General features: G+C 63.7%; 10 protein-coding genes and 1 pseudogene. 3 read left to right on the top strand and 8 right to left on the bottom strand.

Annotated elements, in window-relative coordinates:
• Positions 1 to 388: 388 nt before the first annotated feature.
• Positions 389 to 1,342 carry a transposase gene (locus KF791_20355; GenBank protein ID MBX3734936.1) on the bottom strand — a complete coding sequence of 318 codons (954 nt, stop codon included), beginning with the start codon at positions 1,340 to 1,342 and terminating at the stop codon, positions 389 to 391.
• Positions 1,339 to 1,581, bottom strand: coding sequence for a hypothetical protein (locus KF791_20360; protein MBX3734937.1), 243 nt, complete (start codon positions 1,579 to 1,581; stop codon positions 1,339 to 1,341). The genes KF791_20355 and KF791_20360 overlap by 4 nt, the downstream gene beginning before the upstream one ends.
• 560 nt (positions 1,582 to 2,141) lie before the next feature.
• Here KF791_20360 and KF791_20365 point away from each other — a divergent pair.
• A complete protein-coding gene (locus KF791_20365) occupies positions 2,142 to 6,251 on the top strand; it encodes a PQQ-binding-like beta-propeller repeat protein (protein ID MBX3734938.1) in 4,110 nt (1,369 codons plus the stop codon).
• A 435-nt stretch (positions 6,252 to 6,686) separates the two neighbouring features.
• Here the strand turns inward: KF791_20365 and KF791_20370 are convergent, their stop codons facing one another.
• Positions 6,687 to 10,250 carry a dehydrogenase gene (locus KF791_20370; protein MBX3734939.1) on the bottom strand — a complete coding sequence of 1,188 codons (3,564 nt, stop codon included), beginning with the start codon at positions 10,248 to 10,250 and terminating at the stop codon, positions 6,687 to 6,689.
• An 810-nt stretch (positions 10,251 to 11,060) separates the two neighbouring features.
• A pseudogene (locus KF791_20375) lies at positions 11,061 to 11,228 on the bottom strand (type II secretion system protein).
• 167 nt (positions 11,229 to 11,395) lie between these two features.
• Between KF791_20375 and KF791_20380 the strand changes: the two are divergent.
• Together KF791_20380 and KF791_20385 are read left to right on the top strand one after the other, a co-directional pair.
• The gene (locus KF791_20380) at positions 11,396 to 11,977 is read left to right on the top strand and encodes a pyridoxamine 5'-phosphate oxidase family protein (protein ID MBX3734940.1); all 582 of its coding nucleotides are present in this window, start codon (positions 11,396 to 11,398) and stop codon (positions 11,975 to 11,977) included.
• Positions 11,974 to 12,759 (top strand): tRNA threonylcarbamoyladenosine dehydratase, encoded by a 786-nt coding sequence (locus KF791_20385; protein ID MBX3734941.1) that lies wholly within the window; start codon positions 11,974 to 11,976, stop codon positions 12,757 to 12,759. The genes KF791_20380 and KF791_20385 overlap by 4 nt, the downstream gene beginning before the upstream one ends.
• Positions 12,760 to 13,131: 372 nt before the next feature.
• Here KF791_20385 and KF791_20390 read toward each other — a convergent pair whose 3' ends face one another.
• The 4 genes from KF791_20390 to KF791_20405 all read right to left on the bottom strand — a co-directional run.
• Positions 13,132 to 13,959 carry a hypothetical protein gene (locus KF791_20390; protein MBX3734942.1) on the bottom strand — a complete coding sequence of 276 codons (828 nt, stop codon included), beginning with the start codon at positions 13,957 to 13,959 and terminating at the stop codon, positions 13,132 to 13,134.
• A 615-nt stretch (positions 13,960 to 14,574) separates the two neighbouring features.
• Complete coding sequence (locus KF791_20395) at positions 14,575 to 15,327, bottom strand: hypothetical protein (GenBank protein MBX3734943.1); 753 nt, start codon at positions 15,325 to 15,327, stop codon at positions 14,575 to 14,577.
• A gap of 364 nt (positions 15,328 to 15,691) precedes the next feature.
• Positions 15,692 to 16,276, bottom strand: a complete 585-nt coding sequence (locus KF791_20400) for a YcxB family protein (GenBank protein ID MBX3734944.1) — start codon at positions 16,274 to 16,276, stop codon at positions 15,692 to 15,694.
• Positions 16,258 to 16,904, bottom strand: a 647-nt coding sequence (locus KF791_20405) for a hypothetical protein (GenBank protein MBX3734945.1), incomplete at its 5' end; no start/stop codon positions are given. The genes KF791_20405 and KF791_20400, both read right to left, overlap by 19 nt.

Genomic DNA, 16,904 nt, shown 5'->3' on the forward strand with positions numbered 1-16,904 from the left:
CTGAGCGCCGGATCGTCCGAGGATTGCGGGTCGCATCCCATCCCGGGCGGGAGCGGATCCCGCCCGGGATGCCTCCGCAAGCCTCGGTTCAAGGCGATAAACTCATTGAAGGTTGCGGCCGAAGGCCGCCTGTCATCCTGTGGGTTGGGTCGTGAGCAGGAACCTGGCGTCTGATACGACGGTGGATCCTGCTGATATGCGTGCGTTGGGTAGCACAAGACCAGGGTACGTCGCGGCGCTGTCTCAGTCTAGGCGCGTGAGTTCATCTCCCGGGGGGAGACTGATCACATAACGACAACGAGCGCACGCCTCACCGGGCCGGCTTCCTGCCCACGGCACAGCTCACAGGCGGAGATGTCAAAGAACGGATCAAGGTTTTCCGGAAGCCTCAGTGCGGGGCCTTGGAGAAGCGCCGATGGGGATTGAGAACGTATCGCTTGGCCGCCTTGGACGATGGTCGGGCCGCCGGAGTCTTCGAAGCGGCCCGCCTGCGCGGCGTCGGCGTGGACGCGGGCGGGGTGGGCCGGGCGGGAACGGGCTTTCCATCCACGACCCGGGCGGCAGCCCAAAGGAAGCCGACCAGTTCCCGGGCGACGGCGGTCAGCGCCACCACGGTCTTCTTGCGCGCCGCGACCAGGGATCGAAACCGGCCGCAGAGGCGCACCTGGGCCTTCCAGGCGATGTCGGTGAGGTCTTTGGACTGGCCGTGATGGCGGGCGCGAATGATGGGAGTGACGCGGGCGGGAAGACGGTACTGCCAGGCCGCCTCGATGATGGCGCGGCGGCAGGCGGCGTTGCCGGTCTTGGTGATGGCCCCCTGCTGACGGCGTTGGCCCGAGCTGCTCTCGCTGGGGGTGATGCCGATGAAGGCCATGAGCTGCGAGGGATGGTCAAAGCGGGAGAAGTCGCCGATCTCGGCGACCCAGGTGACGGCGTTGATCAAGGCCAGGCCCCGGAAACACATGAAGGCCTGAACCAGGGGAAGGCGCTTCCAGGTCTTGACCTGCTCCTCCAAGGCGGCTTCGAGCCGTTGATGTTGCCGGCAGAGTGCGGCAATCCAGATGTCGTTCTCGGGAATGGGTGTCGCCGCGGCGCGGAGTTCCTCGCGGATGTTGGCGTAATGGCCCGCGGTGTCTCCATCCACCACCGTGAGCACGCAGGTTGCTTTCACCGCTTCAATCCACCGCTCCCGCTTCGGTCGTTCTCGTGACCGGCAGATGCCAAACAGAAACTCACCGAGCGCCACCACGGGCAGGTGCCAAAGCCGGTCCGTGGGCAGGACGCGCAGCAATGCCGCATCCGCGTCGGCCCAGGCCGAGAGCGCGTTGGTATCGAGCATCATTTCCACGACTCCGCCTCAATGCGGGAAAATTCCCCGTCAATCGTGGCCTGGATGCGCCGCAGTTCGCCTTTGGCCAGTTGCGGAGGGGGTACCGGCCAGTCGGCGTGGCGGCGGCGGGGGCCGGCAAGCTTTTCCTTGAGGGCTTCGGTGAGAAACGCCTTGAGGGAGAGGCCACGGCTGGCCGCCGCCGTCTTGGCGTCCCGGAACAGGCGGTCGGGAATTTCCACGGTCGTCTTCATTGCGTGAGGCTGCCGTAAATATGGGTGGCGGTCCATTTGCGGATCCTCAGGTGGATCGGCAGGGCAGCGTCCAGACGTGCCCGGTGGGTCGTGTCGTCGAGGATGGGGAAATCCGTGCCCCGGCCATTCCAGGACCGGCGACGAGACCCTGCTTCGCCTGGAGGAAGCACTGGGCCCGCAGGAGCGGAGAGAGGACCTGGCGCCTTGTTCCAAGGCTGTGGCGTGTTTCAGGCCGCCATAGATGTCGCGGTGTAGAACGAGATGGCCGATTGCGTGCGCGACGGTGAAGCGGAGGTGGCCCTGGCGCCAGCATGCGGAAAGCGGCGCCGGGGGCGAGCGCCAACGGGAACCAACGGGCCGCCCGCCTGTCGCGACTCCTTCAAGCCGGATGCCGGGGGGTGGCAACGGTCGCCCTGGGGAATCGGTTGGGCACCAGGCTTCGAAGAAATTCCCCCCGTCAGGGGGACACAGGATTCCTTCACGCCTTCACGCACGCCGCTAATAAAGCCATTGACACGCTCGCAACAATTGATAGCTGTAAACAATAACCGTTTACACCAATGAATCATTTTGCCATTTTGCCGGCGCGTTTCCCCCGCCGATCCTTCCGATGGACTGTTCTCGCGTCGTGGTGCGGTCTGCTGCTGAACGCCCTCGCGTCAGATCCGGGCACCGTGGCCTGGAGCGCCGAGCATCCTGGACATCGCTGGGGTACCCCCGCTGTTGGGCCCGACGGAACCATCTACTCGGTGCTGACTCCTCCCGCGCCGGGCCGCGACGTGCTGGTGGCGCTGCGGGCTGACGGCACGGAACGCTGGCGCCTTGGGCTTGCCGATCGGGATCACCAACCGCCCATCGTTGGCGAGTCGGGACAGGTGTTCCTGACGCGAGGAAACGGAATGGTGCGGGCCGTGGACGCAGACGGCCTTCCTTTGTGGCAGCTCGCACTGCGACTGGACGGTGCCTCCGGAGCGGCATTGGCGGTTGATGGGACGCTACACTTGGGCGGCGTGGACCCTTCGCGAGGCACGACGTACGTCGTCATCGCCCCGGATGGGTCCATCCTTCAGCGCGGCCCCTTGGCGGAGGCACCTGATACGCACCTGACGCCGGTGCCTGGAATGCCTCCGCAGGTGGGAGGCGACGGAATGGTGGTCTACCTCAGCACGGGAGTCAGCTCGGGGGCCGCGGGTACGGGCGCCGTCTCCAATGCCATGGCTCTCTTCGCGCGGGATTCCATCGGCGCACCAGCCCTGGGACCCGCGGACACTTTCGCCGTCCCCTCCAGGTCCGGCCTGTCACTTCGCCATGCCGACGGACAGGAGCACACCCTCTGGGATCGGGCCGAGGTGACCTCGAGTCCGGTCCTGCGACCGGACGGAATCCTTTGCTTCGGCAGCGCCAGTAGCCGGCTGCACGCGATCAACGCCGCAGGTGTGGAACTGTGGTCTGTAGATGCCGGCGCACCCATCCGCTCGACGCCGGTGGTCCTTGACGGGGGCATCGTGGTGGCGGCGACGGTCGCCGGAAGGCTTTTCGCCGTGAATGACAGCGGCGGCCTGATTTGGGAGCGGACCCTCTCCGAACCTGTCTCAGCGCACCTGAGCATTCTCGGGGACGGAACGGTTCTGGTTGCCGATGAAGGGGGCACCCTCTGGGGCATTGTCACTGGCGCGACGCCGGCAGCCGGCGGTTGGCCGAAGTGGCAGGCTGATCCGTCCAACCGTGGACGGAATCCGTCCCCACCGGTTGTCCTGCAGGCGCCGTCGCAGCCCGCAGCGACCGATGAAGCCAGCGTTCAGATCGCCTGGGAGTCCGTTTCCGGGGCTCGGCGATACGAGGTCTTGCGAGACACCGTGCCAGCCGGAAGCAGCGCCACACGGATTGCCAGTACGCCGTTCAACTCGTGGAACGACACCCAGATCGAGCCGGACGCCCGCTATCGTTATTGGATCCGGGCGGTGCGAGGTTCCGAATCAGGGCCGGAATCTTTGCCGGTCGAGATTCGTGCGCAGCGATTCCTCTGGCGGACCTCGATCGGCGAGGGGATCAGGGGCTTGGCGATGCTCTCAGACGGATCGCTGGTCGCGGTCGCCAGCTCGGGCGTCCGGTCGGAGGTCGTGACCCTGGATCGGAACGGCACCGAGCGATGGCGCCGCCCTCTCCCCACAGGGGTTTTGAACCCGCCCCTCGTCAGCGAACAGGATCAAATCTGGATCCACACCCGCACGGGGCTGGCGCAGTTCACTGCGGAAGGCATCCCGGGGGTCTTTGTCCCCACGCTGCCGGACCCCGGCGAGGATCGGCCGGGTCCAATGGCTCTGGGCCAGCAAGGGGTGCTCTATGCCCCGGTGCTGGGGGCCAACAAGGCCCGCCTGATCGCCCTCGATTCGACGACCGGACGCCTCCGGGGCGATTCACCGATGGAGGATCCGGGCGGCTGGGTGCTTTCGGTGCTTACCGGCCACGATGGTGCCGTGCTCCTGATCGGCGCGAGCCGGGTCATCTGCCATGAACCGGGCACCCAGCGTCGCTGGTCCAGACGCATGGAAGCCTTCGGGGCCGCGGTCCTGACAGATGGCGACTACGTGGTCGGATACTCCATGGGCCTCGTTCGGATCTCGCCCTGGGGACAGCCCAAATGGACCAATTCCTTCTTCTCCGCGGACCCCGGTGCCTTCGGAATGCCCGGGATGGTGGTGGACCATCGGAACGTCACCTATCTGCGGTTTCGCGGTGGGCTTCGGGCCGTCAGTGCCGAGGGTGCCCTGCTGTGGGACCGTCCTGAGAGCACCATCGGCCCTTCACCCAAGGAATTCTTCCTGGACGCATTGGGGGGCGTTTCTCTCGCGTCGGCGCATCAAGTCTTCCGTCTGGACAACACCGGCATCCAGGTCTCCCGGCTTTCCAGCATGCTCCACCCGTTGGGCTCAGCCCCATTCGCCCTTCTCGACCCTCGAGGCCACCTGTTCCTCGGCTCGGATTCCGGCGCCATCTCAGCCCTTGATCTTGGCATCGGCGTGGCCACCAACGCGCCGTGGCCCCTCGCGCGCCATGATGTCGGGAATCGTGCGAGCTCCCCGAAGCGCGCGGTGGAAGCACCCGCCGTCGTCACCGCCGAAGCCAGCCCGTGGGTGGGCGGCAACCGGGTCCGGTGGACGCCCTCAGGCGCGCTCGTGGACCATGCCGTTTATCGGTCGGAGTTCCCGGATTTCTCCCTGGCGATTCCGATCGGTCAGGCTCTGGCGTCGGACGGTCATTTCGACGACAGGACCGCAGTCCCGGGCACGACCTATTTCTACTGGGTCGTGGCCTCGAACGTTGCGGGCAACTCTCCCGCCGCCGCTCCTGCGTCCACCGCCGGAATGGCCCCCACGGTACGGGCTCGAGTGCTGCTGCCCATGGATGCGTCCGCGCCGCCGCCGGTTCCAGTGGTGCGACCCGACGGATCGGTCGTCGCTGGCGACGGAGTGGGAACATCGCTGGCCATGGACCTCGACGGACATCTGCTGTGGACCAACCGGATTTCCAAGGCCTCGGTATCGCAGGTGTTTCAAATGCTCTCGGATGCCACGGGCCAGATCGTGCTTGGGACGGCCAACGGCCTGTTTCGGATCGCGCCGAACGGATCATCATCCACAAGACTGGCGGCGAACCCGGGGGTGATTTCGCTGGGTCCCGACGGACTCCTCCGCCACCGGGTTGGCCAGAGTCTCACCTTGCGAAATCCAACGGGAGAGACGGTCGGCAGCCCGGTTCCGTCGAGCGGGTTTGATCTCGCGGGATTTGTCCGGTCGGACGGACTCGCGATCTCCTTGAACCCTTCCGGGGTTCTGCGCGCCCTCGATGGCACCTGGAACACGATCTGGGAGGCGATGCCCGGCACGGGTGCAACCTCCGCAGTCCTGGCCCTTGGCCTCGACGGAACCATCTTCCTGGCACCGGACCCCCAGTCCCTGGTGGCCCTCGACGCGTTCGGAGGCTTGATGTGGCGGCAATCGTTGGGAATGGACACGCGCAGCGTGCTGGGGGCCACCCTCGGCCCGCTGGACAAGACGCTCTCGGTCCTTTCCGAGGACCGGAACGGCACCCTGATTCTGAGCACGCTGGATCCCGCTTCGGGTTTGGAACTTTGGCGTTTCTCAGGTTCCACACCCGCTGCGCCATTCGCAGTCCCTGGTCCTCCCGCAACTACGGATGACCACACGGTGCTTTTGACGGACGGCCATCTGCTCTGGGCCTTGGACGGGATCACCGGGGTGCTCCGATGGGGATTCGAAGGCAGCGGGCAGCTCGGTCCGCCGGTCATCCACTCGGACGGCAGCATCATCTTTACCTCCGGGGACGAGGTGATCGTTCTTCGGGGCTTCAGTCCGCCGGCATTCTCCGGTTGGCCCATGGCCGGTCACGATGCCCGCGGCTCCCGCAGCCAGGGTTCGCTCGGAGTGCGGGATCTGAACATCGCTCCCATGGACGGCGGGGCCTCCGGAGTCTCCCTCCGGGCGGCGGGCGGCGGCGCCTTCATCCCGCTCGTCAGCGAGGACCTCCACCGATGGCGCCCTGCCCAAGGATCTTTTCACATTCCTCCGGCGAGCCTGCAGGTGCCTGGCCCATCCCATTCACCCCGGTTGGATGGCACGCACCAGTTCTTCCGCGGCGTCTCTCCGTGAACTTGAGGCAGGCATGTTGAGCCTCCACAGCCCGCAGGTGTCACCTTGGAGCGGCGGGGGGGACCGGACAACCATTCAAGATGCGAACTGGAAACTGAGAACTGAAAACACGGGGAGCGGGATGTCGGTCAGCGCCTTGATGTAAGCATCCCTTACATCCAGTCATCGCCATGCATGCCACCATTTATGGGCTGGGGCAGATGGTCATTCCGGCCAAGGCCCGACGCGAGGCCGGGATTGGCCAGGGCGGTCTGCCCGATCACCGAAAGTGGGGAGCCCCATCTTCCCATCGAATGGGAGAGGGTGGCCGAAGGCCGCCGGGTGAGGGCCGACCGCTTATTTTTACGAGTGAACTTCCGCAAGGACTGATGGGACCCGGCACCTCATTCACCCCGGCATGAAGGGTACCCAGGCCGGTGGGGCAAACGACGTGAATCACCACACCCCGGCGGTTTCGATGCCTTCCAGCGACAGGTCGGCCCAGTAGGCAAATGCCCGCGATCCGCCTGCCGCGGCGTTTTCCAGGCGCAGCGCGATGCGGCGTCCGGCGAAGGCACTCAGATCCACACGCACGGTCTTCCAGCGATCCTCGCCCGGTTGCACGGCTTCGTGATGAATCAATTCGCCGTCGGCGCGGATCCGGAGTTCCCATGCGCCACCGTCCTGCGCGGCGACGGCGAGACGCAGAAGGACAGGCCGATCGGATGGGAGCATCAGCGGGCGCACAATGGCGGCCGGGATGGTGCCGTCCACGGGATGGGTCATGAGCACATTCCGTTTCCCGGCGAACTCCGGGAGCTTGGCGGGGGCTCCTTCAAAGTCCGGGCAGTCCACCCGCCAGCCCGGCGCCCAGAGCGCGATGCTTTCGCCGTCCCGGACGGGAAACACCAGCGCCTGGTCCGGCGCTTCGCCGGAGAGTTCGCGGCGGCGCTCCTCGTCGAGAGGACGCCCGTCCTGCGGCGGCGCAAGAAGGAACCAGATGAGGTTTCGGAAGTCGGCATCGGGCATTTGCTCCAGCCCCTCGGGCATCATGGAGTTCTCGGTGACGTTCAACTGCCGGATCTCCGACTTCGGCAGGATGGTTTCCGACGAACCGGCGGCCAGGAGGCGGACCCTCAACTCGTTGTTCTCCACCACGCGCCCGAAGAACTGTCGTCCATCCGTGGTCTCGACCTCCACGTTTTCATAGCCTTCCCCGATGATTTCGTTGGGGTGGATGACGTTGTGGAGCAGGGCGTTGAGCGAGCTCCGGCCCACGCCGGTGAGATCGGGACCGACGTCGGCCCCCTCGCCATGAAGCTTGTGGCAGACGAGGCAGGTCGTGCGGGCGATTTCCTGGCCGGCCTGAAGGTCCACCGGTCCGTTGAGGACCACCCTCCGCTTTTCGGCGATCAGCCGGAGCTTGTCGGCGGACGAGGCATTGACCCGGCCGAAGAGCTGCTGGGCCTTGCGCTTCTCCCCGTCGTTCCGGGACGCGGCGAGGGTGCGGATGACATCGGGCGGCAGGTCCCCGCGGAGCACCTCACCACGCTCCACCGCGGCAAACAATGCCCAGCGCCACGGACTGCGCGTGGTGCAAACCTCGACCACCGGCCGTCGCACGGCCGGGGGCAGGGTCTTCCAAAGCTCCAGCAGTTGCTGTCCGGTGCCATCGGCGCCGACCTCGGCAAGGCCGCGCACCGCGGCGACCCGGAGGGTGTCCGGATGGCCACCGGCGACGACACGCATCAAGGCCTCCCGCGATTCGTCGGTTTTCAATTTCCGCGCCGTCTCGATATCCGCCAGCCGGTCCGCATCGGAAATTCCCGGGGTGTTCAGGCGGGCGAGCGCCGCCTTCACGGACGCGGCGTCGCCCCAGAGGGAGCCGACCCGCTGAGCCTCCTGCGCGATGCCGGCATGGGACGACGTTCCCAGGGCGGCGACAACCGCCACCGCCTCCGGGCTGGGCACCAGAATCTTGCCCCGCTGGCCTTCCATGAGGCCCTCGAGTCCGGCAACGACCAGCTCCGGCGGATCGGCGGGCATCCGGCCCAGCACCTCGACCGTCCGTGTGAGCAGGGACTCATCGCGCAGGTCGCAGGTGCGACGAAGGATCTTCCGGAGGATGCCCGCGCTGAAGCCGGTGTCCGCCATCGGGGCGTGCTTCAGGAATCCGGAAAGTGCATGGACGGGATCCTCGGCCACGAACGGTTTCAGGGCCATCCAGTAGAGAAATTCAAATGTCCCATCCGTGCCGAGCGCCGTCTTTTCGGCGAGCGTTCCCAAAACCTCACCGGTGATGGCCTCACGCAGGGGTACCTTGGGGGGGGTGTTGATCGTGAGCATCCCGGATGCGAACTGGCGGGCGGCCACGGCGACGGCCGTGCGAACGGTGATGTCGGGATCCGCCGCAAGCCGGTTCAACCGACCGAAGGCCTCCCGTGTCGGATAACCCCGCTCGCCGGTCAGACGCGCGGCCCAGGACCGGAGCGCGGGGTCGTCGGCGTTGGCGGCGGTATCCAGCCAGTGTTCGTCAAGCAGGCCCGCGGCATGCAGCGTCCACAGGGCTGCCAGCCGGCTGTCGGGGCTGGGACCCGCCGCCAGGAGGTCATTCAGGGGGTTCCGCGTGTCCCGCGCCGGCGGGCCAAACGCCGCGGCCCCGCGGCCGGCCAGGATCCGTTGCGCGGTGCGACGCTGCCACACATTGGGATCGGCCAGCCTCTGCGTCAGGTCCGTCGAGCTGAGCGTCGAGAGATCCATGTCCCGGGACGGGCGCGAGGGCACGGGCTTCCCGGGCTCGTCGCCGGTCCAGACCACCCGCCAGATGCGCCCGCGCTCGCGGTCCACTCCTGCCGGGTCGGCGTTGGCGTTCTGGTAACAGGGATACCTGTCGTACCAGTCCATGATCCACACCGCCCCGTCGGGGCCGGTCTGGGTGCTGACCGGCATGAACCATCCGTCCCGGGTCGTCAGGAAATCGCCGGTATCGGTCCAGTGCGATGCGGTGAACGTGGCGCCGTTGGGCTTCAGGCGGTCCACGTTGATCGCGTTCTGGTGGATGTTTCCCTGCAGGGCGGCACCGCGCCAGGCCTCCGGCCATTGGTCGCCCTGATACACGTTGATGCCCGCATAGGCGGCCATGTGATGGCGGTGGTCCACGATGCTGGGCAGCTCGCCGTAGGCATAGGGGTTGGGTGCCTGGCCGGCCTGGCGTTGGTAAATCCCGGCCGGAGACAGGTGGAACAGGTGGTCAATGACGCAGGCCGAGACGAAGGCGTTGCCGCGGGCATCGAAGTCCACGCCCCACGGGTTTGAGGTGCCCTCGGCAAAGACTTCGAAACGGCGCGTCCGCGGATCCAGCCGGGCCACGCCCGCGGTGAGCAGCACGGGGGCCGACCGCGGATCGGCGGGATCTTTGGCCTCCGTCCGGGTGAACACCCCGTGGGTCATGTAAAGCTGCCCGTCCGGCCCCCAGGTGAAGCCATTCAGCACCTCATGACGGTCCTCAAGGCCGAACCCGGTCAACACCTGGATCCGCCGGTCCACAACATCGTCGCCGTCGGCATCCTCAAAGAACCACAGGTTGGGCGCCTCGCCGACATAGACGCCGCCGTTGGCCACCAGCAACCCGGTGGCGAGGTTGAGCCCATCGGCAAAGACCGTGACCTTGTCCGCGGTGCCGTCGGCATCGGTGTCCTCGAGGATCTTGATGCGGTCACGTCCGCGGGTTCCGGGACGCGCGCCCATGGGGTATTCGTACAATTCCAGCACCCAGAGGCGTCCCCGCGCATCCCAGCTCATCGCCACCGGGTTTGCGATGTCCGGTTCGGAGGCAAACAGGCGCACTTCAAACCCGGGCGGCACGACAAATGCCCGGCGCGATTCCTCGGGGGACATCGCGGGGTGATCGGCGGGTTTGTGTTGTCCGGAGAGCTGTTTCCCGGCGGGGGCATTGGTGTAGACGGGGAATCCGAAGCGCGGATGACGGGGCGCCTGGGCAAGGAGGGTCGCGCCGAGCATTGCGGCGGGAAACGCAACGAGGGAACGGATGGAACGCATGCCGGGTTGATACCAGCGAACCCGCCGCCGCGCCAGCGGCGTGGAGGCAGGTTCACCGGGTGGGGCGGGCCTCCGGCAAGCCGTGCGCGTCCCCGCAAATCCCACTCAACGACGACCCACGATCACGGCCCCGCGAAGCGTCCCCTCCCTCCGGCAATTGGCCGGTCACCCTCACCACCAGAACGCCGGGTCGCCGTCGGTCCGGACGCGCATGACCTCAAACCGCCGCCACTCGCCGTGACCGTCGGCCATCAAAATGTTGCCACCCAAGGGGAGTTTTCCCCGGAGGTGCGGCGTCTGGTGGCCCCTCCAGCCGCCGTCCACCTGGGTGTAGCGATTCCGGGAGCGGTCGGTTTCGTTCATGCCAATTGAAAGGGTGGCGTCGGCGATGATCACCCGTTCGGAAACCGATGGATTCAGCTCGGTGCCATCGCGCATCCGCCAGGGTTTGGGGTTGATGGACTCCGTAATGTTGGTGGCCCGGACGCGCGCGGCGCTGGCCCAGGCGAACTGGTATCCCACCACCCGGTAGCCCTGGTTCCGGATCGTGGTCTCGGTGACGCTGTCGGTCGAGAACTTCCACAGTTCATCGTTGTTCTGCTTGGGAAACGCCGGGCAGTACAGGATGTGCCGGCGTGCCCCGTTGGCCGTCAGCAGATTGGCCACATACGCCGGCAGATCCCAGGGCCAGGCGCCCGCCGCCCGCGTGACCGGGTCAATCATGTTGGGGAACTGGTCCTTGTTGTCGTGCGCGTAGAGCATGGAAGTGATGCCCAGTTGCTTGAGATTGCTGAGGCACTTGACCTGGATCGCCTTGGATTTCGCCTTGGCGATGGCCGGCAACAACATGCCCGCAAGAATCGCAATGATCGCGATGACCACGAGCAACTCGATGAGGGTGAACCCTGGCGGGCGATTTTTGACACGGGGGTGTTTCATGGGGGGGAGGGATCCGGTGGTTGCCGGAACTCGAAGGCAGAAAAACTTCGGGAGATTGGGTGTATGGGAACAGATCGCGCCGGACCTGTAAATGCAGTTGTTGCACGCGTCCTGTTCGTTGGATCCCGGCTTCACCCGGGTGGGTCGCGACGGCACGATGGCGCGGCATGACACGCACTTCATGGGACATGGCGACGCTTCCCGGCCTGGTGGGATGGATTGAGTCGGCTCTCGTCGAGGCGGTGCGCCCGGGCCCGAATCCGTGGCGAACGCCGGTGCTGGCCACCATCGGTCAGGGCGGGCCGGAGGCACGGACCGTCGTGCTTCGTGGGGTGACCCTTCCCGGATTCGAGTTGATCGCCTTTTCGGATGCCCGGGCGGCAAAGGTGTCCGAACTGACCTCGGATCCGAGGGCCACCTGGGTCTTTTACGATCCGGCAGCCCGGGTGCAGCTGCGAGTGCGAACCCGGGTTCGCGTCCACACCCGGGATCCGGTGTCGCAGACCTACTGGCATCGCCTGCCGGGAGGGCAGCGTGGACGTTACGGTCACGGGGCGGGTCCGGGAACACCCCTGACGGATCCGGCATCGGGACCCGGTCCGGAGGAAGCGGGGGACGAGGCACAGTTTACCGTGCTGGTCGGCGCCACTCTGGAACTGGATTGGCTCTGGCTGGGGGACGAACGGCACCGGAGGGCGCGATTTCTGAGGGCGGGACGGGAGTGGTCCGGCGAATGGATTCAGCCATGAGCGATCATCCAGTCCGGTTTGGCGGGGTGGCGCGCCTGTATGGAGAGGCGGCACTGGAACGGCTGCGACATCTGCACATCCTTGTCGTGGGCCTTGGCGGCGTGGGTTCCTGGTCGGTGGAGGCCCTGGCCCGCAGCGGTGTGGGGGCCTTGACGCTGGTGGACCTCGACGACATCTGCGTGAGCAATGTGAACCGTCAGTTGCCGGCGATGGATGGAACGATCGGCCTGCCCAAGGGGGAGGTGCTGGCATCGCGGGTGAGGGCCATTAATCCGGAATGCCGGGTCACGCCGATCCTGGACTTCTTCACACCGGACAGCGCATCACGGATCCTTGAGCCATTGTCCGGGACCGCACCGCTGGGAGGGGTGCTGGATGCGATTGACCCGGTATCAGACAAGTGCGCCTTGATCGCCGGCGCGCGGGCCCGTGGGCTGCCGTTGGTGAGTTGTGGGGCGGCCGGGGGACGGAGGGATGCATCCCAGGTCCGGGTCGGGGATCTCTCCGAGGTCACGCATGACCGGCTGCTCCGCTCCGTGCGACGGCAACTGCGGCGTGACCACGGTTTTGCACGATCGGGACGGATGGGGGTGGATTGCGTCTATTCGCCGGAATCGCCCGTGATTCCGGGGGCGGAAGCCCGGGCCTGCCCGCCCGCCCTGGATGATCCCCCGCCGGGGCGCCGCTTGAACTGCAACGACGGTCTGGGATCCTCCGTTTTTGTGACCGCAACCTTTGGCATGATTGGTGCCGGCCGTTTGGTCGAGCGGCTCCTCGATTGAGCGGATGCACGTGAGCCGCCCCGCCCGGCGCGGACTCCCCTGCGAAACCTGAGCGCGCGGCCCTCCGACAGTTGGCGGTTGTCACCGCGCTGGCTGGAACTCGAACGGTGATGATCACGGACCAAAGTGCAAGAGGAGGCATGTCGGTGGGTACTCCGTCCAAACCCAGAACGGTGATCACACCCTTGGGCGCATATGCTTTCATGCCCGCAGCGGTCAGGAGTAGAGCTCCATAAAGGCGAACCCACCGATCAAGAAGAAACTGCAAGGTCATCCGCTAAAAGTACGGTTGAAAATTCGACCTCGTGTAGACGCTTGCGCTGCCGAGCTCCCAAGGCACCCAGATGTTCTCGACATCATTCCAAAAGAAGGTCAGGAGGAGAGGCTGCGGCCAATCCGGGGCGCAGGACGGATCAGGAGCTGACAGGTTGCATAAATGATTCTTCCGGAGCGAGACAGGATTTGATCGGGCGTCACGACAGGTGTGTATCCAGACCCCCAAAGGGTGGTTCCCAATTCCTCGGGGAATTTAGCCAGTACCTGTTGTATTGGAGAGATCAGCTCCCTGCTGGAATCAATCCGCAATTCAGAACGATTCAGGCAGACACCTGTGATGTACCCACGGAACAACGTTCCTTGTGAAACAAGGGTGAAGCACAGCCGGTCGAGCTCGTCCGCATCCACCCGCTCGGGCACGGATAATTCCAGTTCAGACGCTGTTTTCAGAACGCGTCGGATGCTCCTGCGCTCACCGGGAGCCGCGTTCGTCGGGGGCAGAAAAACCTGAATGGGAACATCGGACTCGAGGGACTGCCGCATCAGCGACTGCGTCTCCTCGCTGATGATATGGCGGACTGGTGTTCGAAAACGCCGAAACGCCTCGTAAGTGCCGTCGTTGAATGCGACGAGGAACGAGATCAAGGCCCGCTTCAGCGAGTCGCTCATCATCCCAGGATCGCTGGGGACATCCTCTCCGGCTTGGACCGTCAGTCTGGCGAAAAGCAACTCCTGGAACTGTGGACTTGAATCAATGTTGACGTATTCTTCCTTCTCCCAATTTTCAATGATTTGGTGCGCCCTGGTTCGCTTTTCGCGGTTGAACGTCTCCCGCTCCCGCTGGGAGTATTTGGAGATTCCGAATACTGCCAGCAGTCCCAGCCCGATCACGATCGGAACGAGACGGGTGACCCGGTTCTTCACGGCTGGTGAGGAATTCCCATTCTGATTCACGCGGGATCCGGGGAAAGCCGCAGGACCTCAACCGCAGTCGCACGGGGCCAATGTAGAATACATCCGCAGTTTGTCGAACTGACGTATTCGTCACCGCATTTGCTGGAACTGCTGCACTTCCACATCTTTGTTACAAATCCGTTACCGGATTGGTAGCGGCAACAGCAGCTATTGTTGCCGGTCGGTGTGCAGTGACTGCTTCCGGCCAACACAGCAACGGAAGCGAGATTCCAAGCAGTAGGGATAATGAAGGGTTCATAAGCTTAAATGTTTGGTTTCAACTCTGACGCAGGCGCTTTTATTTGTCTTTCGGACAAGAGAGACGTTCAGCGGATCCTCAACAGGCTCGCTGAACAAACTCGCCGGCTCCCTGGATGCCACCAACGTCATCATCTCTGCCAGGCATCCGCTGAAGGCCGGTGTGGGCCGGTGGCGCCTTGGAGGGACGACGTCCAACAAGTCCGGGCGCTTCGTGCGTTGTTGGGGGCATTGAACCATACCAAGGGTTTTCAACGGGGGATAACCCGCAGAAGGGATCAGTTCGACAAATCTGTCGGAAAATTTCGGGGTTAGGCGGCACTTCAATCATTGTGGGCAGATCTCTGGAGACTCCACGAGAACGTTTTCAGCATCAATTCGAATGTGACGGTCTGGATTCTCCAATGCCTCTTTGATTACGATTCTCGCTTCGGTGTTCTCGCCTCCGATTTTCCAAACAGCCCCCGCTGCATAAACTCGCTCTCTGCCTGTGCCTTGTCTCATCTTGAATTCCAGAATCGGAAGTGCCGCCTTTGCATCAGGACCGATCCTGCCAAGCGCCCAAACTCCATTTATGTTCGTGCCTGCCGCAACACATTCAATCAAGGCTGGCACGGCATCTTTAGCTTTCGGGCCCAAATCACCGAGAGCGCCTTCAGCGCGCGAGCGAAGCTCAATGTCAGGATGAGACAAGGCATTCGTCAACGCCACCAAACCAATCTCAGAACCAGTGAAAGAAGTCCCCATTTGCCTCAATGCACCGACCGCCTTTACTCGGATTGTCGTCGCGTTCACAGGCTGTTTGAGTTTGGATTTGATGAACACAGGCAGCTTTGGCCAGAGTGCAACATACCAGTCGAGGAGAACCGAATCCTTGCGCTTCATCTGGCGGGCCAAAAATGCGACGGCATCCGGCCCAGTGTCCCGCAACGTCTGGATGACCGGATCACCAGTGTAGCCCTGAAGTTGATCGAACTGGGTTTGAAGAATCTTGTCTTGCTGACGCAGTTTGGCGGGCGTCAAAATCCAGATAGCACTGGCAATTGTGGCCAGCATTATAAGGGTGATAAAGGTGAACACGCGCTGAACAGGCGCAGCAATTGAAACTGTCTTGGTAACGGATCGAAGTCTCACAATTGCGGGTCTTGCGTTGGGCGCTGTGCAGCCGAACGTGTGAGCTCACCGATGGCGGGCCTCCGGGAGCGTTCGGGTTGGCAATCTGCCTTGTTCGGCATTCCGGAACTGTCAGCTATTCCTATGAAACCTTGTCGCGGATCTCCGTCAAAAGTGTTTCCACTTTTCGCTGATGCGCGCCTTGCGATTTCAGGATTAGCAAAAGCGTGCCATAGATGAGAATGAGCCCGAGGCTAACCACAAATGTGATGAGATCCATTTTTGTTACTTTCCTTGGTTCAAGGTGTGAATTCAAGTCCCGCCGAACGACTCAGCTCACCCATGGCGGCCCCTCCGTGACGCCCGAATTGCCAAGCTGCGTGGCGGGGCCGCCATTCGGTGCAGCGCTTGGTTCGACGATTTTGTGTTCCGAGATCTTGGATCGCAGGAAGGCCGACAACTCAGCGGCCTGCGACGGACTCCCCAAAGAGGAAAAAGGTATCCAATTGAAGAACTTGGGTCCTTGGAAGAGCAGGAATCCATCTCTGAAGTGAGCCACCTTGGTAAACGCCGACCACTGAAGCTTGGTGTCCTGCTTTGGTGAGCGGGCGTGAAAGCCAGCATCGGTAAACTCGATCAATACATCCTCATCGCGGTATGGCGACTTCGTAAACGAACGTCGGGCGAGCCAATAATCCACGTGATGGGCAAAGAACATGAAGACGCTCAGCGCGGCAAAAAGGCCACCAATCACAAGGTGCTCCTGCCAGAACATCCAAAAGGCGAGAGGAGCAAGCAACGCGAGTGCGAGCAGTTTAATGGCGAGGCCGACATATCTGCCACGATGCTGTCGGCGGTATCGCTGAAATGCCGCGATCAGGTAGTCCGAAGTGAACTTTATGGATGCGGTCGGCATACGTGTTTCGTCGAACGAAGAGGATGAGCTACCGCCGCCGTAAACGCAAGGACACCAGACTTGCAGCCAAACTCTCGAAAACCGAGGGGCTGGCGGCGTTTAGCTCCATCCGACTGGTTCGGCTCTTTCTTGATATCCAGGCGGAGGATCCTCCCCTTGTAATGCCAGATCCTGACAAGCAGACCCTCGCGAATCGGTCCTCCATGGGAGGCGGTGTTATTTAAGCCTGCCGTGACTCCATAGTCGGAGTATTCAAATTTCTCGCCATTCACCTCAAAAGACTCGTCAACGTGTCCGGTATAAGGCATGGGGCGAAAATTGGTCACGACGCCTTCGACAATTTCCGCTCTGTTGCCTTTGAGGGCGCTCACCGAACTTCTGTATTCTAGAAAGGTCGCCAGGAAGGAAGCTGAGGTCCAAAGAATCGCGAACCCCAGGAACACCTTGGGAAACCATTTCTCCATGAAGGGGGGCGGTCTACGGAAAACGCCAGCCCGGATGAGAGCAGGCAGTGCCAAACCGATGCCGACAAAAATCAAGCCGATTGCTGGAAACCACCAGTAGCGCCACCCGGTGGTGGAGGCATCGAACACCGTGTGAAAACCAGCATCATTCATGTAGCCGAACG

The organism is Verrucomicrobiia bacterium (assembly GCA_019634635.1).
Lineage (GTDB): Bacteria > Verrucomicrobiota > Verrucomicrobiia > Limisphaerales > UBA9464 > UBA9464.